Origin of the sequence: Dickeya fangzhongdai (assembly GCF_002812485.1) — a bacterium.
GTDB lineage: Bacteria > Pseudomonadota > Gammaproteobacteria > Enterobacterales > Enterobacteriaceae > Dickeya > Dickeya fangzhongdai.
In genome coordinates, this window is the sequence record NZ_CP025003.1 from 90,687 (window position 1) to 115,661 (window position 24,975).

At 57.1% G+C, this 24,975-nt stretch carries 21 protein-coding genes; 15 read left to right on the plus strand and 6 right to left on the minus strand.

Features of this window, described 5'->3' with window-relative positions:
• Window positions 1-79: 79 nt before the first annotated feature.
• On the minus strand, window positions 80-1,399 hold the full coding sequence (gene xylA, locus CVE23_RS00400; RefSeq protein WP_038920630.1) for a xylose isomerase: 1,320 nt from the start codon (window positions 1,397-1,399) through the stop codon (window positions 80-82).
• Between the two features lie 366 nt (window positions 1,400-1,765).
• Between xylA and xylF the strand changes: the two genes are divergently transcribed.
• The 4 genes from xylF (at window position 1,766) to xylR (ending at window position 6,940) form a co-directional block, all read left to right on the plus strand.
• Window positions 1,766-2,761: a D-xylose ABC transporter substrate-binding protein gene (xylF, locus tag CVE23_RS00405; protein WP_038920629.1), complete on the plus strand. Its 996-nt coding sequence runs from the start codon at window positions 1,766-1,768 to the stop codon at window positions 2,759-2,761.
• Window positions 2,762-2,834: 73 nt separating this feature from the next.
• Window positions 2,835-4,376, plus strand: coding sequence for a xylose ABC transporter ATP-binding protein (locus tag CVE23_RS00410; RefSeq protein ID WP_100848648.1), 1,542 nt, complete (start codon window positions 2,835-2,837; stop codon window positions 4,374-4,376).
• Window positions 4,354-5,538 carry a xylose ABC transporter permease XylH gene (gene xylH, locus CVE23_RS00415; protein ID WP_042861608.1) on the plus strand — a complete coding sequence of 395 codons (1,185 nt, stop codon included), beginning with the start codon at window positions 4,354-4,356 and terminating at the stop codon, window positions 5,536-5,538. Before CVE23_RS00410 ends, xylH begins: the two co-directional genes overlap by 23 nt.
• 196 nt (window positions 5,539-5,734) lie before the next feature.
• Window positions 5,735-6,940, plus strand: coding sequence for a D-xylose utilization transcriptional activator XylR (gene xylR, locus CVE23_RS00420; protein WP_042861607.1), 1,206 nt, complete (start codon window positions 5,735-5,737; stop codon window positions 6,938-6,940).
• 72 nt (window positions 6,941-7,012) lie between these two features.
• Here xylR and CVE23_RS00425 read toward each other — a convergent pair whose 3' ends face one another.
• Entirely contained in the window at window positions 7,013-7,588 is a 576-nt protein-coding gene (locus CVE23_RS00425) for a DJ-1/PfpI family protein (RefSeq protein ID WP_038663704.1), read from the minus strand.
• A gap of 257 nt (window positions 7,589-7,845) precedes the next feature.
• Window positions 7,846-8,124 carry a metal/formaldehyde-sensitive transcriptional repressor gene (locus CVE23_RS00430; protein ID WP_038920625.1) on the minus strand — a complete coding sequence of 93 codons (279 nt, stop codon included), beginning with the start codon at window positions 8,122-8,124 and terminating at the stop codon, window positions 7,846-7,848.
• A gap of 99 nt (window positions 8,125-8,223) precedes the next feature.
• Here CVE23_RS00430 and CVE23_RS00435 point away from each other — a divergent pair, with 99 nt between their 5' ends.
• On the plus strand, window positions 8,224-9,084 hold the full coding sequence (locus CVE23_RS00435) for a nickel/cobalt efflux protein RcnA (protein WP_100848649.1): 861 nt from the start codon (window positions 8,224-8,226) through the stop codon (window positions 9,082-9,084).
• On the opposite strand, the gene CVE23_RS22575 is transcribed toward CVE23_RS00435, so the two are convergent.
• Window positions 9,057-9,278 (minus strand): hypothetical protein, encoded by a 222-nt coding sequence (locus CVE23_RS22575; protein ID WP_145958386.1) that lies wholly within the window; start codon window positions 9,276-9,278, stop codon window positions 9,057-9,059. The two genes, CVE23_RS00435 and CVE23_RS22575, sit on opposite strands and share 28 nt — an antisense overlap.
• Before the next feature lie 119 nt (window positions 9,279-9,397).
• Between CVE23_RS22575 and argG the strand changes: the two genes are divergently transcribed.
• Window positions 9,398-10,747, plus strand: coding sequence for an argininosuccinate synthase (gene argG, locus CVE23_RS00440; protein WP_100848650.1), 1,350 nt, complete (start codon window positions 9,398-9,400; stop codon window positions 10,745-10,747).
• A 104-nt stretch (window positions 10,748-10,851) separates the two neighbouring features.
• Here the strand turns inward: argG and CVE23_RS00445 are convergent, their stop codons facing one another.
• Window positions 10,852-11,352, minus strand: a complete 501-nt coding sequence (locus CVE23_RS00445) for a MarR family winged helix-turn-helix transcriptional regulator (RefSeq protein WP_038663695.1) — start codon at window positions 11,350-11,352, stop codon at window positions 10,852-10,854.
• Between the two features lie 357 nt (window positions 11,353-11,709).
• On the opposite strand from CVE23_RS00445, the gene CVE23_RS00450 reads away from it, so the two are divergent.
• The 9 genes from CVE23_RS00450 to CVE23_RS00490 all read left to right on the plus strand — a co-directional run bounded on the left by CVE23_RS00450 (window position 11,710) and on the right by CVE23_RS00490 (window position 23,947).
• Window positions 11,710-12,603, plus strand: a complete 894-nt coding sequence (locus tag CVE23_RS00450) for a carboxylate/amino acid/amine transporter (RefSeq protein ID WP_100848651.1) — start codon at window positions 11,710-11,712, stop codon at window positions 12,601-12,603.
• A 345-nt stretch (window positions 12,604-12,948) separates the two neighbouring features.
• Complete coding sequence (locus tag CVE23_RS00455) at window positions 12,949-13,899, plus strand: pseudouridine-5'-phosphate glycosidase (RefSeq protein ID WP_100848652.1); 951 nt, start codon at window positions 12,949-12,951, stop codon at window positions 13,897-13,899.
• 11 nt (window positions 13,900-13,910) lie between these two features.
• Window positions 13,911-14,603 carry an HAD family hydrolase gene (locus CVE23_RS00460; RefSeq protein WP_038920620.1) on the plus strand — a complete coding sequence of 231 codons (693 nt, stop codon included), beginning with the start codon at window positions 13,911-13,913 and terminating at the stop codon, window positions 14,601-14,603.
• Between the two features lie 274 nt (window positions 14,604-14,877).
• Window positions 14,878-19,344, plus strand: coding sequence for an indigoidine synthase IndC (gene indC / locus CVE23_RS00465; RefSeq protein WP_100848653.1), 4,467 nt, complete (start codon window positions 14,878-14,880; stop codon window positions 19,342-19,344).
• Between the two features lie 314 nt (window positions 19,345-19,658).
• Window positions 19,659-20,615, plus strand: a complete 957-nt coding sequence (locus CVE23_RS00470) for a 3-oxoacyl-[acyl-carrier-protein] synthase III C-terminal domain-containing protein (RefSeq protein ID WP_225622625.1) — start codon at window positions 19,659-19,661, stop codon at window positions 20,613-20,615.
• 13 nt (window positions 20,616-20,628) lie between these two features.
• Window positions 20,629-20,895, plus strand: coding sequence for an acyl carrier protein (locus CVE23_RS00475; RefSeq protein ID WP_174213724.1), 267 nt, complete (start codon window positions 20,629-20,631; stop codon window positions 20,893-20,895).
• Window positions 20,885-21,496 (plus strand): VfmB protein, encoded by a 612-nt coding sequence (locus CVE23_RS00480; RefSeq protein WP_038920615.1) that lies wholly within the window; start codon window positions 20,885-20,887, stop codon window positions 21,494-21,496. Before CVE23_RS00475 ends, CVE23_RS00480 begins: the two co-directional genes overlap by 11 nt.
• 20 nt (window positions 21,497-21,516) lie before the next feature.
• A complete protein-coding gene (locus CVE23_RS00485) occupies window positions 21,517-22,872 on the plus strand; it encodes an MATE family efflux transporter (protein WP_100848654.1) in 1,356 nt (451 codons plus the stop codon).
• Window positions 22,859-23,947, plus strand: coding sequence for an alpha/beta fold hydrolase (locus tag CVE23_RS00490; RefSeq protein ID WP_100848655.1), 1,089 nt, complete (start codon window positions 22,859-22,861; stop codon window positions 23,945-23,947). Before CVE23_RS00485 ends, CVE23_RS00490 begins: the two co-directional genes overlap by 14 nt.
• Window positions 23,948-24,010: 63 nt before the next feature.
• On the opposite strand, the gene vfmE is transcribed toward CVE23_RS00490, so the two are convergent.
• A complete protein-coding gene (gene vfmE, locus CVE23_RS00495; protein WP_038663664.1) occupies window positions 24,011-24,574 on the minus strand; it encodes an AraC family transcriptional regulator VfmE in 564 nt (187 codons plus the stop codon).
• Window positions 24,575-24,975: the final 401 nt, after the last annotated feature.

The window sequence follows — 24,975 nt, forward strand, 5'->3', positions numbered from 1 at the left end:
CCCTTAATATTTGTACTGCTGGCGCAGACGCCAAAAACCCGTTTTCCGCGTTGTTGGGGTTGCGCCAGCCTACACCTATTCAACCGAACAGGTAGCGATTAACCAGATTTTCCAGTCGTTCCTGCTGCCCGCTGTGGTGTTGCGGGTCAAGCTGATTGCGGGCGGCATAACCCGCCAGCATCTCCAGCGACGCGTTGCCCTGCAGGATCTGCTGCCCCAGTTCGCCGTTCCAGCCGGCGTAGCGGTTGGCGACGTGCTGGTTCAGCTCGCCGTCTTCCAGCATGCGGACGGCCACCTTGAGCGACAGCGCCATCGTGTCCATCGCGCCGATATGGGCGTGGAACAGATCGTAGCGATCGGTGCTCTGGCGGCGGACCTTGGCGTCGAAATTGAGGCCGCCGGTGGTGAATCCGCCTGCTTTCAGGATTTCATAGAGTACCAGCGCGTTTTCCTCCACGCTGTTGGGGAACTGGTCGGTGTCCCAGCCGAGCTGCGGGTCGCCGCGATTGGTGTCCACCGAACCGAAGATGCCGAGCGCAATCGCTGTAGCGATCTCGTGATGGAAGGTATGCCCCGCCAGCGTGGCGTGGTTGGCCTCGATATTGACCTTGATTTCTTTCTCCAGCCCGAACTGTTTGAGGAAGCCGTAGACGGTGGCGACATCGTAGTCGTACTGGTGTTTGGTCGGCTCCTGCGGTTTGGGTTCGATCAGCAGCGTGCCGTTGAAACCGATCTTGTGCTTGTGCTCCACCACCATCTGCATAAAGCGCCCAATCTGTTCGCGCTCCTGACGCAGGTCGGTATTGAGCAGGGTCTCGTAGCCTTCGCGGCCGCCCCACAGGACATAGTTCTCGCCGCCCAGCGTTTTGGTGGCGTTCATGGCGCTGAACACCTGCGTGGCGGCCCAAGCGAACACTTCCGGGTCGGGGTTGGTGGCGGCGCCGGCGGCGTAACGCGGATTCGTGAAACAGTTGGCGGTGCCCCACAGCAGCTTCACGCCGGTTTCCTGCTGTTTGGCCGCCAGAATCTCGGTCATGGCGGCGAAGTTGTTCTGGTATTCCTGTAACGAACCGCCTTCCGGCGCGACGTCGACATCGTGGAAACAGTAATAGGGCGCGCCCAGTTTGTGCAGGAACTCAAAAGCGATATCGGCTTTGCGTTTCGCCAGCGCCAGCGCGTCGCCGGACTGCTGCCAGGGCCGGGCGAAGGCGCCGGCGCCGAACATGTCGGAACCGTTCCAGCAGAAGGTGTGCCAGTAACAGACCGCGAAACGCAAATGGTCGGCCATGCGCTTGCCGAGGATGACCTCGTCAGGATTGTAATGGCGGAAGGCAAACGGATTGCGGCTGCCCTGACCTTCAAAGCGGACTTTTTCTATCTGATCAAAATAAGCGTGCATTGTTATCTCCTTGCAAACCACCGGAATGGCTGTTTTCAGCCTTTTCTCAATATTCCGTTTGCCTGCCGGTTTCCTCAATTACGTTATTTCACAGTGAAATTCAGATAATTATTAAATGTGCGCTCGATCGCAAAAAATAACCGGAATAATCTGCAAAACCGCTCGCACTCGTTGGTGTTATGAAATGGATTAACAAGATGAAAATATGACCGCTATCAAAAAATAACAATTAAACCAAAAAACGTAATTCGGAGATAAAAATCAGCAATTGCTGACCCTGACTTTTCTTGTCAACAATTTCATGCAACGTAGCCGTAAGTGAAGTGACGTTTTTATCCTGCCTTCCTATAACAAAGGTACTCTACGATGAAAATGAAACACGTATTACTGTCAGCCTGTGCCGCACTTGCCATGCTGAGTCAGCCGGGGTTTGCCAAAGAGGTTAAAATCGGCATGGCTATCGACGACCTGCGTCTCGAGCGCTGGCAGAAGGATCGGGATATTTTTGTGAAGAACGCCGAAGAAAAAGGGGCGAAAGTGTTTGTGCAGTCCGCCAACGGCAATGAAGAAACCCAGATATCCCAGATAGAAAATATGATTAACCGCGGCGTCGATGTGCTGGTGATTATCCCTTATAACGGTCAGGTTTTAAGTAACGTGATTGCCGAAGCCAAACGCGAGGGAATAAAAGTACTGGCTTATGACCGTATGATTAATAACGCGGATATCGATTTTTACATTTCGTTTGATAATGAAAAAGTCGGAGAACTTCAGGCACAATATTTGATCAATAAGGTGCCGCAGGGCAGTTATTTTCTGATGGGCGGATCGCCGGTTGATAATAACGCCAAGCTGTTCCGTCAGGGCCAGATGAAAGTATTAAAACCGTTAATTGATAGCGGCAAGATCAAGGTGGCGGGCGACCAGTGGGTGGATGCCTGGCTGCCGGAAAATGCGCTGAAAATCATGGAAAACGCGCTGACCGCCAACAACAACAAGATTGATGCGGTGGTGGCCTCGAACGACGCGACCGCGGGCGGCGCGATTCAGGCGCTCTCCGCCCAGGGGCTGGCCGGCAAGGTGGCGATCTCCGGTCAGGACGCCGATCTGGCGGCCATCAAGCGGATCGTGGCTGGCACCCAGACCATGACCGTGTACAAACCCATCAGCAAACTGGCGCAGGATGCGGCCAATATCGCGGTGTCGCTGGGGCAGGGGAAAAAGCCGGAGTCCAACGCCACGCTCAATAACGGCAAGAAGGATGTGCCTGCCTTCCTGCTGACGCCGATCCCGGTCGACAAGACGAATATCGACAGCACCGTCGTCGCCGACGGATTCCATAAGAAAGCGGACATCTATTAACCAGTTCGCCCGCCGTCCGGCGAGCCGCTTTGCGGCGTCGCTGGATGTGCGGCATCGGCCAGGCGGAGGGGTTATGCCGTGTCTGTTGGAAATGAAAAACATCACCAAGGCCTTCGGGGCGGTGAAAGCGGTGGACAATGTCAGCCTGCAGCTGGAGGCGGGGCAGGTGTTGTCGCTGTGCGGCGAGAACGGTTCCGGCAAGTCGACGCTGATGAAGGTGCTGTGCGCGGTGTATCCGTACGGCAGCTATGAGGGCAGCATCCGGTTCGCCGGCGATGAGCTGCGGGCCGGGCATATCCGCGACACCGAGCAGAAAGGGATCGCTATCATTCATCAGGAGCTGGCGCTGGTCAAAGCGATGACGGTGCTGGAAAACATCTTTCTCGGCAATGAGCGGACGCGCTTTGGCGTGATGGATTACGACGCCATGTACCTGCGCTGTCAGACGATGCTGGCGCAGGTGCGGCTGGACATCGATCCGAATACCCGCGTTGGCGAACTGGGGTTGGGTCAACAGCAACTGGTGGAGATCGCCAAAGCGTTGAACAAGCAGGTTAGGCTGCTGATTCTCGATGAACCCACCGCGTCGCTGACCGAACGGGAAACCGGCGTGTTGCTGGATATCGTGCGCGACCTGCGTCACCACGGCATCGCCTGCATCTACATCTCCCACAAGCTCAACGAGGTCAAGGCGATTTCCGACGTGATCTGCGTGATCCGCGACGGCAAACACATTGGCACCTGCCCGGCGGACTCGCTCAGCGAAGATCAGATCATCGCCATGATGGTGGGGCGTGAGCTGACGGAGCTGTACCCGAACCAACCGCATGATATCGGCGAAGAGGTGCTGCGGGTGGAGCACCTGACCGCCTGGCATCCGGTGAACCGCCATATTCGCCGGGTGGACGACGTGTCGTTCAGCCTGCGCCGCGGCGAAGTGCTGGGGATCGCCGGGCTGGTCGGCGCCGGGCGCACCGAAACGGTCCAGTGCCTGTTCGGCGCGTATCCAGGGCGATGGCAGGGCGATATCCGGGTGGAAGGCAAACCGGTCGCTATCCGGCATTGTCGGCAGGCGATGGCGCTGGGGATCGCTATGGTGCCGGAAGATCGCAAAAAGGACGGCATCATTCCAGTGATGAGCGTGGCGCAGAATATTACGCTGGCGGCGCTCGACCAGTTCACCGGCGCGCTGTCGGTGCTGCAGGATGCCGACGAGCAGCATAGTCTGCGGGAGTCGATCACCCATCTGAAAGTGAAAACCGCGTCGCCTGAGCTGGCGATCGCCCGCCTCAGCGGCGGCAACCAGCAAAAGGCCATCCTGGCGAAGTGCCTGCTGTTGCGCCCGAAAATCCTGATTCTGGATGAGCCGACCCGGGGGATCGACATCGGCGCAAAATATGAAATCTATAAACTGATCAATCAGTTGGTGAAGCAACAAATCGCCGTCATCGTGATTTCCTCCGAACTGCCCGAGGTGCTGGGCCTGAGCGACCGGGTGCTGGTGATGCATCAGGGGCGGCTTAAGGCGGATTTGCCTAATCGGGGCCTGACGCAGGAGCAGGTGATGGAAGCCGCATTAAGGAGTGAGCATCATGCTGAAAACCTGGCTGTCTGACCGTACGCCCGCGTCGGCGGCGTCTCCCGGCGACGCGCCTCGCCGCCGTCCTTTCAATCTGCAGGTGCTGGTGATGATCGCGGCGATTGTCGCCATCATGCTGTTTTTCACCTTCATGACCGATGGCGCGTACCTCAGCGCGCGCAACATTTCCAACCTGCTGCGCCAGACCGCCATCACCGGCATTCTGGCGGTGGGCATGGTGTTTGTGATTATTTCCGCCGAAATCGACCTGTCGGTCGGTTCCATGATGGGGCTGCTGGGCGGCGTGGCGGCGATTCTGGATGTCTGGTATGGCTGGCCGTTGCCCCTGACGGTGGCGGCGACCCTGCTATTGGGGCTGTTGCTCGGCGCCTGGAACGGCTGGTGGGTGGCATACCGGCGCGTGCCGTCGTTCATTGTGACGTTGGCGGGCATGCTGGCGTTTCGCGGCGTGCTGATCGGCATCACCAACGGGACGACGGTATCGCCAACCAGCCCGGCGATGTCGCAGATTGGCCAGAGTTATCTGCCGGAAGGCGTGGGATTTTTGTTCGGCGTTATCGGGCTGATGGTGTTTGTGGTATGGCGCTGGCGTCAGCGGCTGCGTCGTCAGCGACTGGGGCTGCCGGTGGCCGCCGCGTCCGGCGATGTCGCTCGCCAGGCGCTGATGGCGGTGCTGGTGCTGGGCGCCATCTATCTGCTCAATGATTATCGCGGGGTGCCGACGCCGGTACTGCTGCTGACGCTCATCATGCTGGGCGGCATGTTCATGGCGGTACGCACCGCCTTCGGGCGGCGTATTTACGCCGTGGGCGGCAATATCGACGCGGCTCGCCTGTCGGGGGTGAATGTCGAGCGCACCAAGCTGGCGGTGTTCGCCATCAACGGCCTGATGGTGGCGGTGGCGGGTCTGGTGCTCAGTTCCCGGCTGGGCGCCGGGTCGCCGTCAGCCGGGAATATCGCGGAGCTGGACGCCATCGCCGCCTGCGTCATCGGCGGCACCAGCCTGGCGGGCGGGGTGGGTAGCGTAGCGGGCGCCGTGATGGGGGCGTTCATTATGGCGTCGCTGGATAACGGCATGAGCATGCTCGATGTACCCACCTTCTGGCAGTACATCGTCAAGGGCGGCATCCTGCTGCTGGCGGTGTGGATGGATACCGCCACCAAGCATAAGGCCTGATCACTGTGATGGCCGGGATGGCGGTATATCTGCGGCAAAATGAGCGAGACAGTTCGCAAAGTAAGGAAATTATTTTTGGGCTAACGGTCGACCGTGCTATTTAGGCGGAAGGCGCGCTTTTTGCGCCGGATCGCCGGATTTCGCCCGGAGAAGGGACGACGCCCACCATCGTACTGTCCGAAGAGAACGTATCGCCATGTTTGAGAAACGCTACCGTATTACGTTGCTGTTCAATGCCAACAAAGTATACGACCGGCAGGTGGTTGAAGGCGTAGGTGAGTATCTGCAGGCGTCTCAGTGCGACTGGGATATCTTCATCGAGGAGGATTTTCGCTGTCGCATCGAAAATATCCGCGACTGGCTGGGGGATGGCGTGATCGCGGATTTCGACGATCCGGCGATTATCGCATTGCTGTCCGGGGTGCGGGTGCCGCTGGTGGGTGTGGGTGGTTCTTATCACCATCCGCAGGACTATCCGCCGGTGCACTATATCGCCACCGATAACCACGCGCTGGTGGAGAGCGCGTTTTTGCATCTGAAGAATAAGGGGTTGAACCGGTTCGCGTTTTACGGCCTGCCGGCATCGGTGGGGAAAGGGTGGGCGCAGGAACGGGAACACGCTTTTCGGCAGTTGGTGGCGGCGGAGCAGTATCAGGGCGTGGTGTATCAGGGCATGGAGACATCGCCGGGCAACTGGCAGTACGCTCAGAACCGGCTGGCGGACTGGATTCAGACTCTGCCGCCTCAAACCGGCATCATTGCGGTGACGGATGCCCGCGCCCGCCATCTGTTGCAGGTGTGCGAGCACCTGAACATCGCGGTGCCGGAAAAGCTGTGCGTGATTGGCATCGATAATGAAGAACTGACCCGCTACCTGTCGCGCGTGGCCCTATCTTCAGTGGCGCAGGGGACGCGGCAGATGGGGTATCGGGCCGCCAAACTGTTGCATCAGTTGTTGCTGACGCCCTATGCGCTGCCGTTGCAGCGCATTCTGGTGCCGCCGCTGCGGGTGGTGGAACGCAGCTCGACCGATTACCGTTCGGTGCATGACCCGGCGGTGATTCAGGCGATGCATTTTATCCGTCATCACGCCTGTAAAGGCATCAAAGTGGAGCAGGTGCTGGACGCGGTCGGGCTGTCGCGTTCCAACCTTGAAAAACGCTTCAAGGATGAAACCGGGCAGACCATTCATGGTATGATCCACACCGAAAAACTGGAGCGGGCGAGAAATCTGCTGGTGTCTACGTCGCTGTCGATCAACGAGATTTCGTCTATGTGTGGTTATCCCTCGTTGCCGTATTTTTATTCCGTGTTCCGTAAGGATTACGACCTGACGCCGCGCGAATACCGCGAACGCTATGGCGAAGGCGGCTACGGCGACAGCCGATATGACAATGAATGACGGGATGTAATCCGGGGGTAATCTGAGCACGACAGGAGTGACGGCGCGCCCGCGCCGTCACAGAGCGTCCATTCAGGCGGGCACGCGCCAGTAGTCGTAATAGATATGCTCGACCTGGAAGTTCACATCGTCGCGATCTTCGCTCAGTCGGCTGGCAAGGGTGAACGCGAAATCAAACGCCACGCCCAGCCCTTTGCCGCTGATCAGGTTGCCGTCTTCCACCACTTTCTGGTCGACATACACGCCGTCGGTCACGTCTTTCCACAGGTCGCCGGAGCAGACATAGCGACGGCCCTTCAGCAACTGGTTGCCGCCCAGCACTCTGGCGGCCGCCGAGCACAGCGGGCAAATCAGCTTGCCGGCTTCGTCGTGGCGGCGGATAAATTCCGTCACCATCGGATTGGCGGCCAGATTCACCGTACCCTGCGGACCTCCCGGAATCACCACGGCATCAAACAGCCGGTCCATATTTCTTTCCAGCAGGGCATCCGCGAACATGCGGATATTGTGGTAACTGTGTAGCTCCAGCCGGTCGTGACAGGAAAGCAGGGTGACGTCCAGTTTCGTGCGATGCAGCACATCGATCACCATAATCGCTTCCGCTTCTTCAAATCCGGGAGCCAAAAGAATGGCGACGTTCTTGGCCATGGTATCTCCAGCAATCATCAAAGGGAGTAACATCTGTGCCGCCGAGGATAGCAAAGAAACTCGTTTCAAATGAAACGTCGTTTTAATATTGAGTGGTAGGTCGCGTAATCGATGTTTGCTCGTCCGCGCTGGCGATAAACAGCGCTATACTCCCTCCCTTCATGCCGTGGTCGCCGCCCGGTAGGGCAGACGCTGGCGACCGGCTGCGTAGGGTCGGTTTTTCAACCCACTACGTCATGCAAACTACGCCATACAAGCTACTTCATATACGAACGAATTACCGTCACGATCGCTTCCAGATCGCCGGCGCGTTCCGCCGGGTCCGCTTCTTCATTCATCAGATGGTCACGGATGTGGCCTTCCAGCACCTCGCCCATCAATCCGTTCACCGCTCCCCGAATGGCGGCGATCTGTTGCAGGATTTCCAGACATGAACGTCCCCCGCCGTCCAGCGCTTTTTCCAGCGCGTCCGTCTGACCTTTGATGCGTCTGACGCGCGTCAGTAGTTTCTTTTTTTCGTGAATGGTATGCGGCATGGCGACTCCCGTCTTGTTTGACCCTATACTGGGGTATAGTATATTTTCATCATTTCACTTCCAGGCTGGCCTGCCGACCACCTGATTCGGACGCTAACTATGACGGATTTTTCCTTACTTTTGCAGCAGGGCGTGGCTAACGCCTGGCTGTTTATTCCCAGCGCGGTGTTGTTGGGCGCGTTACACGGCCTGGAGCCGGGGCATTCCAAGACCATGATGGCGGCGTTTATCGTGGCGATTCGCGGAACGGTGAAGCAGGCGGTGATGCTGGGGGTGGCCGCTACGTTGTCCCATACCGCCGTGGTTTGGCTGATTGCGCTGGGCGGCATGTACCTGAGCCAGCAATTTACCGCCGAATCCACCGAGCCCTGGCTGCAGTTTATTTCCGGCATCATCATTCTGGGGACCGCCACCTGGATGTTCTGGCGCACCTGGCGCGACGAGCGGGCATGGGTGCAACATCGGCATAGTCATGAGCATCATCACGACCATGACCATGATGACCATCATCACCATGAGCGTAATCACGCTCACCAGCATGCCGAACATCCACATGACCACGGGCAGGCTCATGGTGAGTATCAGGACGCACATGAGCGGGCGCATGCCAACGAGATACGCCTGCGTTTCGCCAATCGGGAAGCCACCAACGGGCAGATTTTGCTGTTTGGCCTGACCGGCGGGCTGATTCCCTGCCCGGCCGCCATCACGGTGCTACTGTTGTGTATTCAGGTGAAGGCTTTTACGCTGGGGGCGGCGTTGGTGGTGTGTTTCAGCATCGGGCTGGCGTTGACGCTGGTGGCTGTCGGGGTCGGCGCGGCGCTGAGCGTACAGCAGGCCAGCCGCCGCTGGCCGGGATTCGCCACGCCGGCGCGCCGGGCGCCCTATTTTTCCAGCTTGCTGATCGCGGTAGTGGGTGTGTATATGCTGCTTCATGGCTGGGCGCGTTTGCCGCTATAGCCGCGTCGCTCCATACAGCAGCCGTGCCAGCAGCATGAAAAACGGCGGCTTTTTGGCTTTTCTTTGGGGCCGGGGCCGTCGTAGTGAATTTTTTTCCTGAAAATCCGCCTCCTCTCTTCCGGTCTGCCGGAAAAGATGTTTAAATTATCAATCATAAATTCTGCATAAATATGCATTGATGCGCGGTTGTTCATCGCAGTCGATTCTGATGGCGCCGTGTCGTGCGCGTCTCAATGCATGACCAGACATTGCGTAACCCGGCGGCAGGGCTGCTAAGCTTAACGCCATCGAAATCAAGCAGGGATTAATAGTTATGACGACGATTTTGAAACATCTTCCGGTGGGCCAGCGGATTGGGATTGCTTTCTCCGGTGGTCTGGATACCAGCGCCGCCTTGTTGTGGATGCGTCAGAAAGGCGCGGTGCCTTATGCCTATACCGCGAACCTGGGTCAGCCGGATGAAGAGGACTACGACGCCATTCCGCGTCGCGCCAAAGAATATGGCGCCGAGAATGCTCGTCTGATCGATTGCCGTAAACAGCTGGTAGCGGAAGGCATCGCGGCGATTCAGTGCGGCGCGTTCCACAACACCACCGGCGGTATGACTTACTTCAACACCACGCCGCTGGGCCGTGCGGTGACCGGCACCATGCTGGTGGCGGCGATGAAAGAAGACGGCGTTAATATCTGGGGCGACGGCAGCACCTACAAAGGCAACGACATCGAGCGTTTCTATCGCTATGGCCTGCTGACCAATGCCGAACTGAAAATCTACAAACCCTGGCTGGACACCGATTTCATCGACGAACTGGGCGGCCGTCAGGAGATGTCCGAGTTTATGACGAAGTCGGGCTTCGACTACAAAATGTCGGCGGAAAAAGCCTACTCTACCGACTCCAACATGCTGGGCGCGACCCACGAAGCGAAGGATCTGGAATTCCTGAACTCCAGCGTGAAAATCGTTAATCCGATCATGGGCGTGAAGTTCTGGGACGAAAACGTGCGCATTCCGGCGGAAGAAGTGACCGTGCGTTTCGAGCGCGGCCATCCGGTGGCGCTGAACGGCCAGACGTTCTCCGATGACGTGGAACTGTTGCTGGAAGCCAATCGCATCGGGGGTCGTCACGGCCTCGGCATGAGCGACCAGATCGAAAACCGTATCATCGAAGCGAAAAGCCGCGGCATCTATGAAGCACCGGGGATGGCGCTGTTGCACATCGCCTACGAACGTCTGGTGACCGGCATCCATAACGAAGACACCATCGAGCAGTACCACGCTCATGGCCGCCAACTGGGCCGCCTGCTGTATCAGGGCCGTTGGTTTGACCCGCAGGCGCTGATGCTGCGTGACGCGCTGCAGCGTTGGGTCGCCAGCGAAATCACCGGCGAAGTGACGCTTGAACTGCGTCGCGGCAACGACTATTCGATCCTGAATACCGTGTCGGACAACCTGACCTACAAACCGGAACGCCTGACGATGGAAAAAGGCGAATCCGTGTTCTCGCCGGATGACCGTATCGGTCAGCTGACGATGCGTAATCTGGACATCACCGACACCCGCGAGAAGCTGTTTAACTACGTGGAAAGCGGCCTGATTTCCTCCGGCAATGCGGGTCTGCCGCAGGTCGCCAATCCGTTGCTGCAGGACAAGTCCGCGAAATAATCGCGGCCTGCATGTAACGGCAAAAGGGGCATCCGTCTGGATGCCCCTTTTTCGTGCCTGCCGTCTGTTGCCGCTGGCTGCCAGACCGCGATGTCACCCGATCATTAACGGTTGTTTACCAGGTGTTTTTCAACCCGCCCCAGCAGGGCGCGCAACTGCGTTTTTTCTTCTTCACTGAACGGGGAGAGAATGTCGCGTTCATTTTCCACATGCTCTTCCACTACCCGATTGATCAGAGCGAAACCCTCGTCGGTCAATTGGATGTTGACTGAACGGCGGTCGCCTTCAATCGGCATCCGGCGCAGCCAGCCGGCCTGCTCCAGCCTGTCCAGCCGACTGGTCAGGGTGCTGTTGTTGATCATCAGCGCGTTGACGATCTGAGACGGGCTGATGGCATAAGGCGCGCCTCGTCTGCGCAGGGTCGCCAGGATGTCGAACTCGCGGGCGCTCAGTTTGTACTTGCTGAATACTTTGTCCAGGGCGCGGTCAATCAGCAGACTGACACGGGATAGGGTGCCAATCACCAGCATGGGCTCGACATCGAGGTCGGGGCGCTCGTTGCGCCATTGTTGAACAATATCTGATACTTCCAGGTAGCGTGCCATTAACTAGATATCCTTGATTAATATAAAAAACCATTCCTTTTTATTAAGGCGTAGGTCAATACCATTACGCGATCAACCCTACTGTAATATTCTGGAAAGAAATATTCAATGTCAGATGTTATTGACACACTAATTACGTATGCGTATATTACGAAATCGTAATATGCGGTGTTGTTTATCGGTGTCACAGGATGTGATGCGTCAAGATACGGGAAGATCGAAAGTGAGTAAGTCAGGAGAACTGCACATGGATGTGCGCCTTCTGTACGGCCAGGGAGGCGGTACGCCTCAGGCTGAGCGGAGATCGTAAATAGACCTCCGCTTTTTGACAGGAACAGTTTGAGGAAGGTTCATTTCGTGAAATTAAAAGATTTCGCTTTTTACGCCCCCTGTGTCTGGGGAACCACCTACTTTGTCACCACCCAATTTCTGCCTGCCGACAAACCGCTGTTGGCTGCCCTGATCCGGGCGTTGCCGGCTGGTATTATTCTCATTCTCGGTAAAACTCTGCCGCCGGTCGGCTGGCTGTGGCGCTTGTTTGTACTGGGCGCACTCAATATCGGCGTGTTCTTTGTGATGCTGTTTTTTGCTGCTTATCGCCTGCCTGGCGGCGTGGTGGCGCTGGTTGGGTCGCTTCAGCCGCTGATCGTCATCCTGTTGTCTTTCCTGTTGCTGACGCAGCCGGTGCTGAAAAAGCAGATGGCGGCGGCCGTGGCCGGCGGCATCGGTATTGCGTTGCTGATTTCGCTGCCGAAAGCGCCGCTGAACCCCGCCGGGCTGGTGGCGTCGGCGTTGGCGACGGTGAGTATGGCGTCCGGTCTGGTGCTGACTAAAAAGTGGGGGCGCCCGGCCGGAATGACGATGCTGACGTTTACCGGCTGGCAGCTGTTTTGCGGCGGGCTGGTGATTCTGCCGGTGCAGATGCTGACAGAGCCGTTGCCGGATGTGGTGACCCTGACCAACCTTGCCGGTTATTTTTACCTGGCGATTCCCGGCTCTTTACTGGCGTATTTCATGTGGTTCTCCGGTATTGAAGCTAATTCGCCGGTGATGATGTCGATGCTGGGTTTTCTCAGCCCGTTGGTCGCGCTGTTACTGGGCTTTTTATTTCTTCAACAAGGGCTTTCCGGAGCACAATTGGTCGGAGTGGTATTCATTTTCTCGGCGATTATTATTGTTCAGGATGTTTCGTTATTTAGCAGAAGAAAAAAAGTGAAGCAGTTGGAGCAATCTGACTGTGCTGTCAAATAAATAATATTTTTGTGTTACATATCACAAAATAATCTTGAACATGAAATATTAAAGTAATATACATATTGCCTAATAAATTTAGGTTATCAGATCAATAGTTAATATCTTGCAGACAGGAAAAACGTTTTTTAATTTAATGAAGATGTTATACGCCAGTCGGTGAAAATATTACGCTGGCGATTAGTACGAATCGATAATAATTCAGGATGTATTATTATCGATAATATACCCCCAATAAATTTGAGTTGCAGGACCACATGCTCGTGCGTTGAGCAACGTAATGCGCCTGCAACTTGAAGTATGACGGGGATAACCTGACATAATCGCCCAGGATGAGAGAATATTATGTCTAAAACGGATTTTTCGCATGAGTTACTGCGGTTTAGCGATGAGGTAAAGGAGGCGCTGCATACCGGTAAGCCGGTGGTGGCGCTGGAGTCGACCGTGATCGCCCACGGCCTGCCTTATCCTGAGAATGTGGCTACGGCCAGAAAGATTGAGGCCGCTGTGCGTGCCGAAGGGGCGATTCCTGCGACGATCGGCATCGAAAACGGCCGATTTCTGATTGGTATGTCGGATGCCGATATTGAACGGTTTGGCTCGACCAAGGGCATTCCGAAAGCCAGCAGCCGCGATATTCCGGTGATTCTGGCGCAAGGCGGCATGGGCGCGACCACCGTGGCTTCGTCGCTGGTGGCGGCGGACCTGGCCGGTATTCCTTTCTTTGCATCGGCGGGCATCGGCGGCGTGCACCGCGGCGCCGAGCGGTCGATGGATATTTCCGCCGACCTGATCCAGTTCACCCGCTCCCGGGTCGCGGTGGTGTGCGCCGGCGCCAAGAGTATTCTCGACCTTGGTTTGACGCTTGAATATCTGGAAACCCAGTGCGTACCCATCATTTCCTATCAATCTGACGATTTTCCCGCTTTTTACTGCCGTTCCAGTGGTTTTCACAGCCCCCATCGGCTGGACGACGCCACGGTTATTGCCCGTTCCATCGAGATGCACTGGAAGCTGGGTAACCAGAGCTCGGTGCTGATTACCCATCCGATTCACGAAGAGGACGCCATCGACACCGATGAAGTGGAGTCGATTATCCGTGAAGCCGCCGTTCAGGCGGAGCGTGAAGGTATTCGCGGGCCGGGCGCCACGCCGTATCTGATGCGCGCCGTCGCCAAAGCCACGCAAGGGCGGACGGTCAAGGCCAATATGTCGGTGCTGATCAGTACCGCCGCGCTGGCTGGCAAACTGGCCCGCGCCCATACCGACTACCTACGGCAGCAAAACCAGGCATAAGGATATGTCTCATGAAGCCACTTGTGATTTTTGATCTGGACGGCACGCTGGTCGACACGCCGAGCGGCATTGTTAGTGCATTTGTCACGGCATTGCGCGATCTGGGGATGCCGGTTGAGGACCGTCGCGCCATTCGCGCCACTATCGGCCTGCCACTGGAAAAAGCTTTTGGTCAGCTTCTGGCGCTGCCGGTCGAGGACGAAAGGGTAACCGCTGCTGTCAGGCTGTATCAGGCCGTTTTCCGTGAGCAGGTGCTGCCGCTGGCGCCGGGGCTGGTTTTTCCCGGCGTGGTGGAGGGGCTGGCGTTGCTTAAGGGGCAAGGGTATACGCTGGCGGTCGCCACCAGCAAGGTATTCGCCAGTGCGAAGGCGCTGCTGGAGGCGGCCGGATTGTGGTCGTACTTCGATCTGGTGCTGGGGGCGGACATGGTGGCACACCCCAAACCGCACCCCGAAATGGGGCTGCTGGCGATGTCCCGTTTGGGCGCTGATGCGGCGACCACTGCGATGGTGGGCGACACCACTCATGATTTGCTGATGGCGAAACAGGCCGGTATAGCCGCCATTGGCGTCACCTGGGGGATTCATAACACCGACCAGCTTAAGGCGGCGGAACCGCAGGTAATTGTTGATACATTTAGCGAGGTAGTCGGGGCTGCCCACGCGTTATTAAAACTGTCTTCTTCCCCGATATCTTATTGTTGATTCTATACCCTAAATAATTCGAGTTGCAGGAAAACGGCAACCGAGTGAATCCCCAGGAGCTTACTCAAGTAAGTGACTGGGGTGAACGAGGACAGCCAACGCACCAGCAACTTGAAGTATGACGAGTATACCTGAGTTTTCTTAGTCATTTTATTGCCCGGAAAATGGATTTGACCTGAAGACTGGAGTCTGGGGTCAAATCCTATGTACGGCGATTTATCCTGAAATAAAACCGTTCGATTTATTTTTTATTGATTCATGCACGAGGATTGTAATGGATAACATCTCGAATCACGCATTCAATTACCCGGTATTAGTTTTGAATAAAGGATTATTACCTGATCATGACGATATCTCCCTGGCTCGTTATCTTTTTTCTGCTCTGACGCTGGCGGTATCGCGTATTACCCAGAATGAAGAAATGATCGTCGGTTTTCATTTGCATCCACAGGAAATAGCCTTTTGGAAAGATGACGAACATATTCGTCAACATATTCTCCCGCTGAATGTTCGGCTTAATAGCGCCACGCCGATTGCCGATTTTACCCGCGAAATAATAACCTGGATGACGCCGGACGCTATTCGTCAGAAAAATGATGTGGGCGTCAGCGTGCTGAAGCTGGGCACGCAACATGCGCTCCACGATATTTTTGACCTGGAAATATCCTGGCAGCCGCCAGTGGAGAACGAGCCGGTTCGGGCGCTGACATGCCATGTCGCCAGCCATGAAGAGGCGTTAGTGCTGACGTTGCGGTTTAACCCGGCTCGTTTCAACGCGACGCAGATGCAAAAACTGCCTGAGGTATGGCATCAGATAACGACGTTCGCGGCGAAAACCGGTGTGGAAACGCTGCGTGATATCGGGTTGATTGACGACGCCGAACGCCAACGCGTGCTGCACGTTTTTAACCAGACCGAACGGGCGTGGGACGGAGAAACGACGGTCGCCGCACGGCTGAAAAACCGGGCGCAACGCCATCCGGAACAGACCGCGGTGGTGTTCCGCGATCGGTCGCTGAGTTACCGGCAACTCTACCGGCAGGCGGGCGCGCTGGCGCACTACCTGAATGCGCTGGAGACGGAACGCGAGCGCTGCGTAGGGTTGTTTGTCGAGCCATCGCTGGAACTAATGACCGGCGCCTGGGGGATCCTGCTGTCCGGCAATGCTTATCTGCCGTTGTCGCCGGAATACCCGGAAGATCGGCTGGCTTATATGCTGGAGAACAGCCAAACCCGTATCATCGTTACCCAGCCGCATTTGCGTGAGCGGCTGCTGGCGCTGGCGCCGCCGGGAATTCAGGTGGTGACGCCGGACGATGTCGATGCGTTTCTGCATCAGCACACGCACCCTCTGCCCGACGCGCCGGCGAACGATATCGCACCGCATCATCTGGCCTACGTGATTTATACCTCCGGCAGCACCGGCAAGCCGAAAGGCGTGATGATTGAACATCATAGCGTGCTGAATCAGATGAACTGGCTGGCACAAACCTTCGGGCTGAATGAAGAGACGGTGATTCTGCAGAAAACGCCGATGAGCTTTGATGCGGCGCAGTGGGAAATTCTGTCGCCAGCCTGCGGTTGCCGGGTGGTGATGGGCGAGCCGGGCGTATACCGTAACCCGGAGCAGTTGGTGGATATGCTGGCGGAGTATCAGGTGACGACGTTGCAGTGCGTGCCGACGTTGCTGCAGGCGCTGCTGGATACCGAACGCCTGACTGACTGCCCGGCGCTGAGGCGGATTTTCAGCGGCGGTGAAGCGCTGCAAAAGCACCTGGCGCAGGCGTGTCTGGAGACGTTGCCTGATTGCGAACTCGTTAATTTGTACGGCCCGACCGAATGCACCATCAACAGTTCCGCTTTCCGGGTTGATCCCGCCAGCGTGCAGCAGGGGCCGGATACGCTGTCCATCGGCGCGCCGGTGGCGAATACCCGTTATTACATTCTGGATAACTGCCTGACGCCGGTGGCCGTCGGGCAGACCGGGGAGCTGTACATCGGCGGCGACGGGGTGGCGAGAGGCTATCTGAATCGTGATGACCTGACCGCCGAGCGTTTCATTACCGATCCGTTTGCGCCGGCCGGCTCCGGACAGCGCTTATACCGGACCGGCGATATCGCCAGCTGGAATCACGATGGCACGGTCCAGTACGCCGGCCGTGCCGACAATCAGGTCAAGCTGCGCGGTTATCGCGTCGAGCTGGATGAGATCCGCTCGGCGATCGAAACCCATGACTGGGTGAAAGCGGCGGCGGTGATCGTCAGGAACGACCCGTTCACCGGCTATCAGAACCTGATTTCGTTTATTGAACTGAATGCCCGCGAAGCGGCGCTGATGGATCAGGGCAATCACGGTTCGCATCATCAGTCCAAAGCCGATAAGGCGCAGGTCATGATGCAGCTGGCCAATAAAGGATGCCGGGAATTTCCGGCCGCCAGCCAGCCGTATACCCTCGATTTGCCAGGCAAACAGCCGGATGAGAAACAGCGCCTCACCGCGTTCGCCCGCAAAACCTATCGGTTTTACGACGGCGGCGCCGTCAGCCGTAACGACATTCTCTCGTTGCTGCACGAACCGCTGTTGACGGCCATTTCCCGCCAGCCGGATGCCCTGACGCTGGACGAACTGGGGCACTGGCTGCGTTATCTGGGTCAGTTCGCCAGCGCGGAACGGCTGCTGCCCAAATATACCTACGCTTCGCCGGGCGCGTTGTACGCCACGCAGGTTTTTCTGGAACTGAACGACGTGGCCGGGCTGGCCGCCGGACATTATTACTACCAGCCGGTGCATCACCAGTTGATTCGGGTCAGCGAGCAGATTTCGGTGACGCCGGGCAGCCTGCGGTTGCACTTTGTCGGCAAGAAGAGCGCCATCGAACCCATCTACAAAAATAACATTCGGGAAGTGCTGCAAATGGAGATGGGGCACATCATCGGCATGCTGGATAACATCCTGCCGGATTACGGTTTGGGCGTGACGCTGTGCGACGCAGCGGCGCTGGACCCGGCGCCGCTGGCTATGAATCCGGACGATGACTATCTGGGAGCCTGTGATGTGCTGTGCGGGCCGCGTCTGCCGGCGGATGACGATCTGGATATTTATGTGCAGACCGCCGGCGCGAACATCGCCGATCTGCCGGTGGGGACTTATCGCTACGTTCACGGCGATCTGCAGCACATTGCCAATGACGTTATTGATAAGAAACATGTTATCGCCATCAATCAGGCGGTGTATGAGCGCTCGTCGTTCGGCATCAGTATCGCCAGCCGGACCAAAGGTTGGGCCGGCTACGTGAATGTGGGGCGTAAACTGCAACGCCTGCAGATGAACCCGCTGAATTTCGGGCTGATGTCTTCCGGCTACAGCTCGGAAACCGGCAACGATCTGCCCGCCGCCCGCCGCTTCTGGCACATTCTCGGTCATCGCACCGGACCGTATTATTTCTTTATTGGCGGGCGCATCAGCGACGAGCAGAAATACAGCGAGGGCATGCGGGAAGACGCCGTACACATGAAAGGGCCGGCGGAGATGATTCGTGACGATCTGGCGACGTTCATGCCGGATTACATGATGCCAAACAAGGTACTGATTCTCGATGAAATGCCGCTGACGGCAAACGGCAAAATCGACATGAAAGCGCTGGCGAATATTAATGTCGAGCTGAAGCACAAGACGATCGTCGCGCCCCGTAACCCGCTGGAGCAGCAGATTATGGCGGTCTGGCAGGCGAAACTGAAACGCGAGGAGGTATCGGTGGACGACAATTTCTTCGAGTCGGGCGGTAATTCGCTGATCGCCGTCAGCCTGATCAATGAGTTGAACGCGACGCTGAACGCCAGCCTGCCGCTGCAGGTGCTGTTCCAGGCGCCCACCGTTGAGAAACTGGCGGTGTGGCTGAGCCGCGCGCGTCAGGAGCCGGTATCCCGTCTGGTACAGTTGCAGCCCAAAGGGCGTCAGGCGCCAATTTACTGCTGGCCGGGGCTGGGCGGTTACTGCATGAACCTGCGGTTGCTGGCGCGTCAACTGGGCGCGGAGCGACCGTTCTTTGGCATTCAGGCGCATGGTATCAATCCGGGCGAGACGCCTTATGCTACCATCGGCGAGATGGCGGCCAGAGACATTGAACTGATTCGCCAGCACCAGCCGCACGGGCCTTATACGCTGTGGGGCTACTCTTTCGGCGCGCGCGTCGCGTTCGAAACCGCCTGGCAACTGGAGCAGGCGGGCGAGGTGGTGGACAACCTGTATCTGCTGGCGCCCGGTTCGCCGAAGCTGCGCGATGAGCGGGTGGCCGCCATGAGCCGTACGGCGGATTTCGATAATCCAGGTTATCTGACCATCCTGTTCTCGGTATTTATCGGCAGTATTACCGACCCGGCGCTGGCGCGCTGTCTGGAAACGGTACGCGACGAGGAGAGTTTTGTGGCCTTTATCACCGAGCTCAACCCGGCGCTGGATGATGGGCTGGTACGGCGGATCACCCGCATTGTGGCGCAGACCTTCGAGTTCTCCTACACCTTCAGCGAGCTACAGCAACGGCAACTGAACGCGCCGGTAACCATCATCAAGGCGCAGGGCGACGATTACTCGTTCATCGAGAATCACGGCGGGTTCTCCGCTTTGCCGCCCACGGTGCTGGAACTGATGGCGGACCACTACAGCATGCTGAAAGCGCCGGGGATCGCCGAACTGACGAGCGTCATTCAGTACCAACAGTCGCCTTCCAGCCTGGTGGGGTGAGACAGTCGGCATAACGCGCGCGGGGAGTCTCCCGCGCGCTTTTCTTTGTTGTCCCATTATCAAACCGATTTTTCCGCTGTTTTGCCGGCACAATCCCATTTTTTAGCGCATTAATCCCACTTTCGAGATAAAAGCGTGCTGAAAACAAGGCGGCGGCAATTGCGGATAAAAACAAAACTCGTTTGTTGGCAAAGTGTCTGTAGATTGACTGTGTTCGATCATGGGTCATGAACGGTGTCGCTGCGACATAGCTTCACTATTAGCGTCATGAGCATTAGCGTCATGAGCGTTTGTGCGACATGGGGACGGTAGCCGTGCGAACTTCATCGGAAACCGGCATGTTTTGCCTGAATGACATTCATCATGAAGCGCCGGAACGCATCCGGCGTTTTCCCCTGGGAGAATTGGGGGATTCGCATCAGCTGCGGGAAGGGCAGCGCCGCATGATGGAAAAGCTGTATCAGCTAAAGACGGTGCCGATGCGCCCCGACAGCCATCAGGCGATGCTGGAGTCGGTGGTGGCGGGGCTGATTGAGAGCTGGCCGACGCTGCCTTCGCAGGAAGGGCTGCTGATCTATGCCAAAACGCAGACGCATAACACCTTTTTTGACCGCCCCTGGCTGGATGACATCCTGCAGCGCCAGCGGTTGGGGCACTGGGACGTCACGACGCTGGGTCTGAATCACTGCGCCAGCGCGCTGTCGGCGTTGCATCTGGTGCGGCACAGCGCGGTGCGTCGGAATACGCCGGTGCTGTTGCTGACGGGGGAGAAGGCGTTTCACCCTGAAATCAACCGCTTCACGGTCGGCGTACAGGGGGAGCTGCCGGTGGCGGCGCTCTTCAATGCGGCGAACAGTTCGTGGCAGGTGACGTTTACGGCGGTCAGACATTTGAGCCGTTTTTATAACAATCCGAGCAACATGACCCGGCAGGAAAAAGCCGAATTGAATGGTTGTCTGCTGGATGAATTGTGCCGTTTTATTGTCGATGCCGTCAGGGACAGCGGTATCGGCATGGATGAGATGGACTATTTTGTTCCCTGCAATCTTAATTTCCCGTTATTACGTCAGGTGGCGCAACGTCTGAATATGGGCGATCGCTTATTCAGCCGGCAGGTTTCTGACTACGGGCATCTGTATTGTTCAGACGTTTTATTTAATTTTTCTTCACTAATGAAAACTACAACCGGTCGCGCGAAAAACTATTTTTGTTTTTCGATGGGAATGGGGGTCACGCTTTCCTGCGCGCTGATACAGCAAATTGATATCTAAACAGGAGACAGACATGTCTGCGTTATTAATCACTATTCAACAGGCGTTACGCGAAGTCATGGAGAATGACGACATCAAGATCAATGAAAAAACGGATTTTGATCATGACCTCGACCTGGACTCGGTGATGTTTGTGCAATTTTTGCTGACGCTTGAAGATAACATCGACGGGCTACTGTTCGATCCTGACCAAATCAACATGGATGCCTTCACCACCGTGGGCAGTCTGATTAGCTGGCTGAACGCCAATGTATTGCAGGAGGTACGGCATGTCAGTTGAACGCGTCAAGCAGGTCTGGGACGTTTTTCGGGAGCAGCCGTTGTCCGATGCGCTGGCCTGTCTGCTGCAACCGTCGTCGGGAGCGGCGCAGTACGTTCATCCGATTGGGTATCAGATTCAGGAAATCAGCAGCCTGCCTGACGCCGACCAGCCGCAGCGCTTGTTTGACCGGGTGTTGAATCACCTCGGTCTGGATGCGGTGCGCGGTACGGATACCCTGACGCTGCCGGCCAGTTTCCCGATACTGGTGTGCGCCGCTCGTCTGGGGGTGCTGGCCCGCATGCAGACCATGAGCTGGCAGCATCTGTCCAGCCGCAACAGCTTTGGCACCAAAACCACCCGCCATCAGTTGATCAAAGCCAGTTTCGCCGACGTGGCCGGTAAGGCGGCGCTGTTGCTGGAGCAACAGTATCAGCGTTTGCAGGAGGGCGACCTGGCCGGCCTGGAGGATGATCACTACCAGATCACCCAGCTTAACAATGAAGCGGAAAAGATGATGGGCGGACACGGTTTCCTGCTGGGCAACACCCATAGCCTGTCCTATTTCTCCATGATGCTTTACAGCGTCTATGGCAAGGCGAGCTGTCTGGCGGCGGCCTGAATACGGAAAAGGATAGGACGATGAGCCTGATCTCGCGTGTGATGTCCAGAGCTGCCCCGGCTGCGAGTGGGGATATGCGGCAGATCATGGCATTGGCCTGGCCGATGATGGTGACCGCAGTAGTGGTGTCGCTGTCTCAGAATATGCAGATTGCGATTCTGGGCAACGGTACCGAAAGCCAGACGCTGCTGACGCTCTCCTTTTTGCAGCCGTTCAACTTCCTGTTTATCGCCATTCTGGAATGTCTGGCGATCACGAATCAGGTGTTCAGCGCCCGCTCCCGCCATGACTGGCCGCGACAGCGCATCTGGCACAGTACGCTGTGGCTCGCCGGCGCCGGCGTGTTGACGACGGCGCTGGCGGCGTTGCTGTGCCGGGTGCTGGCATCGCCGCTGTCCGGCTGGATGAACAGCCCTGATCTGGCGTGGATGCAGAGCGCCGCGCCGGGGTATCTGTTGTCGATGACGCCGTTTCTGGCGCTGGAAATGTGCAACGCGGCGCTGCGCGGACAGGGGCGAACCGTGCCGGCCATGACGTTGATGTGCGGCTATGTGCTGCTGAACGCCGCGGGCTGTTACCTGGGTTTTCACGTCTACCGGCTTGGTTTTGATGCCGTGCTGCTGGCAAACAGCGTTCCGGCGCTAGTGCTGCTGCCGTTGGCGGCGCGGGCGCTGCGCCGGGTCGCCACACCGGTGCCGGATGAGCGGCCGCAGGCGTTCGCGCCTCGCCTGCTGGCCTTGCTGACCAACGCCGGGTTGCCGGTAGGCTTTTCCATGCTGGTGGTGTTCCTCAGTTCGATGGTGATTTTTCCGCTGGTGGCCGCGCTGGGCGCGGGATTCTTGCCTGCGTTCCTGATCGTGATAAAGCTGCGGGCGTTCTTCATCATTCCGGCGGTGGCGACCGGCTCCGCCATCGCCATTTTGCTGAACCAGCGCCTCAAAACCCATGCCGCGCCGCTGCTGGCGAGCCTGCTGAACAATGGCGTCTGGCTTATCGTGCTGGCCTATCTGGCGTTGACTGCCGGCGTATGCTGGGTGCGCGACGGCATTCTGGCCGGGTTCTCCAATGACGAGGCGATCCGGCAATCCAGCCAGACGTTACTGTTGCTGTTGCTGCCGACATTCTTCCTCACCTCGCTGGTGGCGGCGCTGCAAACGCTGCTGGAACAGATGGAGCGGGGAAAGCGGGTGCTGATTTTCACGCTGATGCTGGAACTGCTGATGGTGGCGGTCGCGCTGATCGCGCATCGCTACCTTAACGACGTGCAGGCGATTGCCGGCCTGATGGTGGCGTTCAGCCTGCTGTACGCCGCGGTGTTCCTGCGTGAGTACCGGTTGCTGGCCAGCGCGCTGGGAGAACGGGATGCTGCTGTATAGCCTGTGCTACCCCTTGATGTGGCTGGCGACGCTCGTCCAGTACAACTACTACCGTGTGCTGGTGAAGCTCGGGCGTCGCCCGTCGTTGCTGCTTAAAGTGCGGATTAAGCCGGAAACGCATTACATCCGGCTGTGCCGCGCGTTGCGTTTGGCGGATTTGTGGTTGCTGGAGCGCTGTTCGCTGCATCTGGCGGCGCGCTATCTGCTGCATCTGTTTGAAACCACGCGTTACATCTCTTACAAGCAGATGGACCACGAATATCTGGCCGGCTTTCGGCAGGAGACGGTCTGTTTTCAACACCAGAACGTGTATGTGTTTCGCTGGGTGCCGCCGCCTGCGGATACGCCGGCAAAAACCGTCTTGCTGGTACATGGCTGGGAGGGCCGCGGCATCATGTTCCGGCCGTTGTGCGAGGCGCTAAAAGCGCAGGGATACGGCGTGGTGATGCCGGATCTGCTGGCGCACGGGCTGTCTGAGGGAAAGCGGGTGTCCAACTATGAACTGGCCAGCCTGATTATTCGGCTGGGGCAGCGCTACGGACCGTTCTGTGCGGTGGTCGGGCATTCCAGCGGCGGCCTGGTGTGTAGCCTGGCGCTGGCGCAGGGACTGGCGGCGGAGCGGCTGGTGTTGCTGGCTAGCCCGGACAATTTCGGCAAGATGATCGACCGGTTTCTGGCGGGCGCTTCGGTGTCGGCGTCGCTGGCGGCGCCCATGAAAGCGATTTATGCGCAGCGCTTTGGTTTTCATCCCGATCAGGTCGGCGAGGCGCTCTACCGCACGCTCGACTGCCCGGCGCTGATTTGCCATGACTGGCAGGATGTGCGCGTCCGTCCGGAGGTGGCGGACGAGATCCACCAGGCGTTTGCCCGCAGCGACGTGTTCTATACCCGCGGGCTGGGCCATCTGGGGATTTTACGCAGCCCCCAGGTACATCAACGCATTCTGTCGTTTTTATCTGACGCCGGAGCGGGAACTGAAAGACAGATTCCACCACTCATTCAGCATTCGATAATGGCTGATGGCGCGGAGCCGTCGCGGTACGGTCCGATGTCGGTGGCGTCAAAGCGGGCATGATATTGCAGAGAGTTGGCGCATCAGCCGAGCCCGCCATCGGTGACGGCGGGCTCTATCGGGGGTTTAATTACAGAGGTTCTGGATATTATCCAGCAGCACGTGACGCGAGAACAGATGACGCTGTTTGCCGAAAATAATATCGAAGCTCATGTTTTGCAGGGTGCGCGGCTGTTCGTTTTCCCGTTCCTGCGAAACCGCTTTGCGATACTTCAGCGGCGGAATGTTGTAGGTCTTGGTAAAACAACGGGAAAAGTGCGGCAGCGAAGAAAAACCGCAGGCATAGCAAATATCGGTGAGCGACCAGTTGGGCGAAATATGAATGATCTCTTTTGCCAGCGTCAGGCGTACACGCCAAATCCAGCGCATCGGCGTAATGTTATAGACCTGATTGAAAAGACGGCAAATATCAAATTTTGATTTACCACTGACGTCTTCAAGATCTTCCAGCGTAATATTGTTACCGATATTGTCGATGATATAGTCAATAATTCCCGCCAGGCTGGTGGCTTTATTATTGGCTGCGAGCGTTTTTCTCAAATTAGGGTGACGGCGGTACATATCCTGAATCAGGTTGTTGTTGAAAATATCATTATCCAACGTATGGGCGTAGGTGTTCTGTAAGCTCATGGTGTCATCCCAAAAAATAGATTCCCCGTGTCTGGTCCAGCTAAATCCAAAAATCCTTACAGCGGCGAAGTCAGTGGTTAATTATTGTCCTTTGGTCAGATGTGCGATCTGTCTAACGCAAATTGTGTGCCATGTTGTGAAGGGTTGTTTTTCAAGGGAAATACTTACATCTACCTGTAACTCGTCCCATTTATGGGATCGGTCTGTGCCGAACATGGGATTTTTCGTCTCGCAAATGACAATCCTGATGCGCTACCCTGCCACGGGCTGGGGGTACGACACGCCGTGCCGATAGGAAGCCGACGTACGCATCGGGTGCCGGCCGTGATCAGGATGTAATTGGTATGATTTGTGCTGTTAGAAAAAGACGCAGCACCGGCGTTTACGAAGACCGTGCGCGT

Bases quoted from the DNA above. Each gene is read 5' to 3' on its own strand.
- xylA (WP_038920630.1), bottom strand. From the start codon at position 1,399: ATGCACGCTTATTTTGATCAGATAGAAAAAGTCCGCTTTGAAGGTCAG.
- xylF (WP_038920629.1), top strand. From the start codon at position 1,766: ATGAAAATGAAACACGTATTACTGTCAGCCTGTGCCGCACTTGCCATG.
- CVE23_RS00410 (WP_100848648.1), top strand. From the start codon at position 2,835: ATGCCGTGTCTGTTGGAAATGAAAAACATCACCAAGGCCTTCGGGGCG.
- xylH (WP_042861608.1), top strand. From the start codon at position 4,354: ATGCTGAAAACCTGGCTGTCTGACCGTACGCCCGCGTCGGCGGCGTCT.
- xylR (WP_042861607.1), top strand. From the start codon at position 5,735: ATGTTTGAGAAACGCTACCGTATTACGTTGCTGTTCAATGCCAACAAA.
- CVE23_RS00425 (WP_038663704.1), bottom strand. From the start codon at position 7,588: ATGGCCAAGAACGTCGCCATTCTTTTGGCTCCCGGATTTGAAGAAGCG.
- CVE23_RS00430 (WP_038920625.1), bottom strand. From the start codon at position 8,124: ATGCCGCATACCATTCACGAAAAAAAGAAACTACTGACGCGCGTCAGA.
- CVE23_RS00435 (WP_100848649.1), top strand. From the start codon at position 8,224: ATGACGGATTTTTCCTTACTTTTGCAGCAGGGCGTGGCTAACGCCTGG.
- CVE23_RS22575 (WP_145958386.1), bottom strand. From the start codon at position 9,278: ATGAACAACCGCGCATCAATGCATATTTATGCAGAATTTATGATTGAT.
- argG (WP_100848650.1), top strand. From the start codon at position 9,398: ATGACGACGATTTTGAAACATCTTCCGGTGGGCCAGCGGATTGGGATT.
- CVE23_RS00445 (WP_038663695.1), bottom strand. From the start codon at position 11,352: ATGGCACGCTACCTGGAAGTATCAGATATTGTTCAACAATGGCGCAAC.
- CVE23_RS00455 (WP_100848652.1), top strand. From the start codon at position 12,949: ATGTCTAAAACGGATTTTTCGCATGAGTTACTGCGGTTTAGCGATGAG.
- CVE23_RS00460 (WP_038920620.1), top strand. From the start codon at position 13,911: ATGAAGCCACTTGTGATTTTTGATCTGGACGGCACGCTGGTCGACACG.
- indC (WP_100848653.1), top strand. From the start codon at position 14,878: ATGGATAACATCTCGAATCACGCATTCAATTACCCGGTATTAGTTTTG.
- CVE23_RS00475 (WP_174213724.1), top strand. From the start codon at position 20,629: ATGTCTGCGTTATTAATCACTATTCAACAGGCGTTACGCGAAGTCATG.
- CVE23_RS00480 (WP_038920615.1), top strand. From the start codon at position 20,885: ATGTCAGTTGAACGCGTCAAGCAGGTCTGGGACGTTTTTCGGGAGCAG.
- CVE23_RS00485 (WP_100848654.1), top strand. From the start codon at position 21,517: ATGAGCCTGATCTCGCGTGTGATGTCCAGAGCTGCCCCGGCTGCGAGT.
- CVE23_RS00490 (WP_100848655.1), top strand. From the start codon at position 22,859: ATGCTGCTGTATAGCCTGTGCTACCCCTTGATGTGGCTGGCGACGCTC.
- vfmE (WP_038663664.1), bottom strand. From the start codon at position 24,574: ATGAGCTTACAGAACACCTACGCCCATACGTTGGATAATGATATTTTC.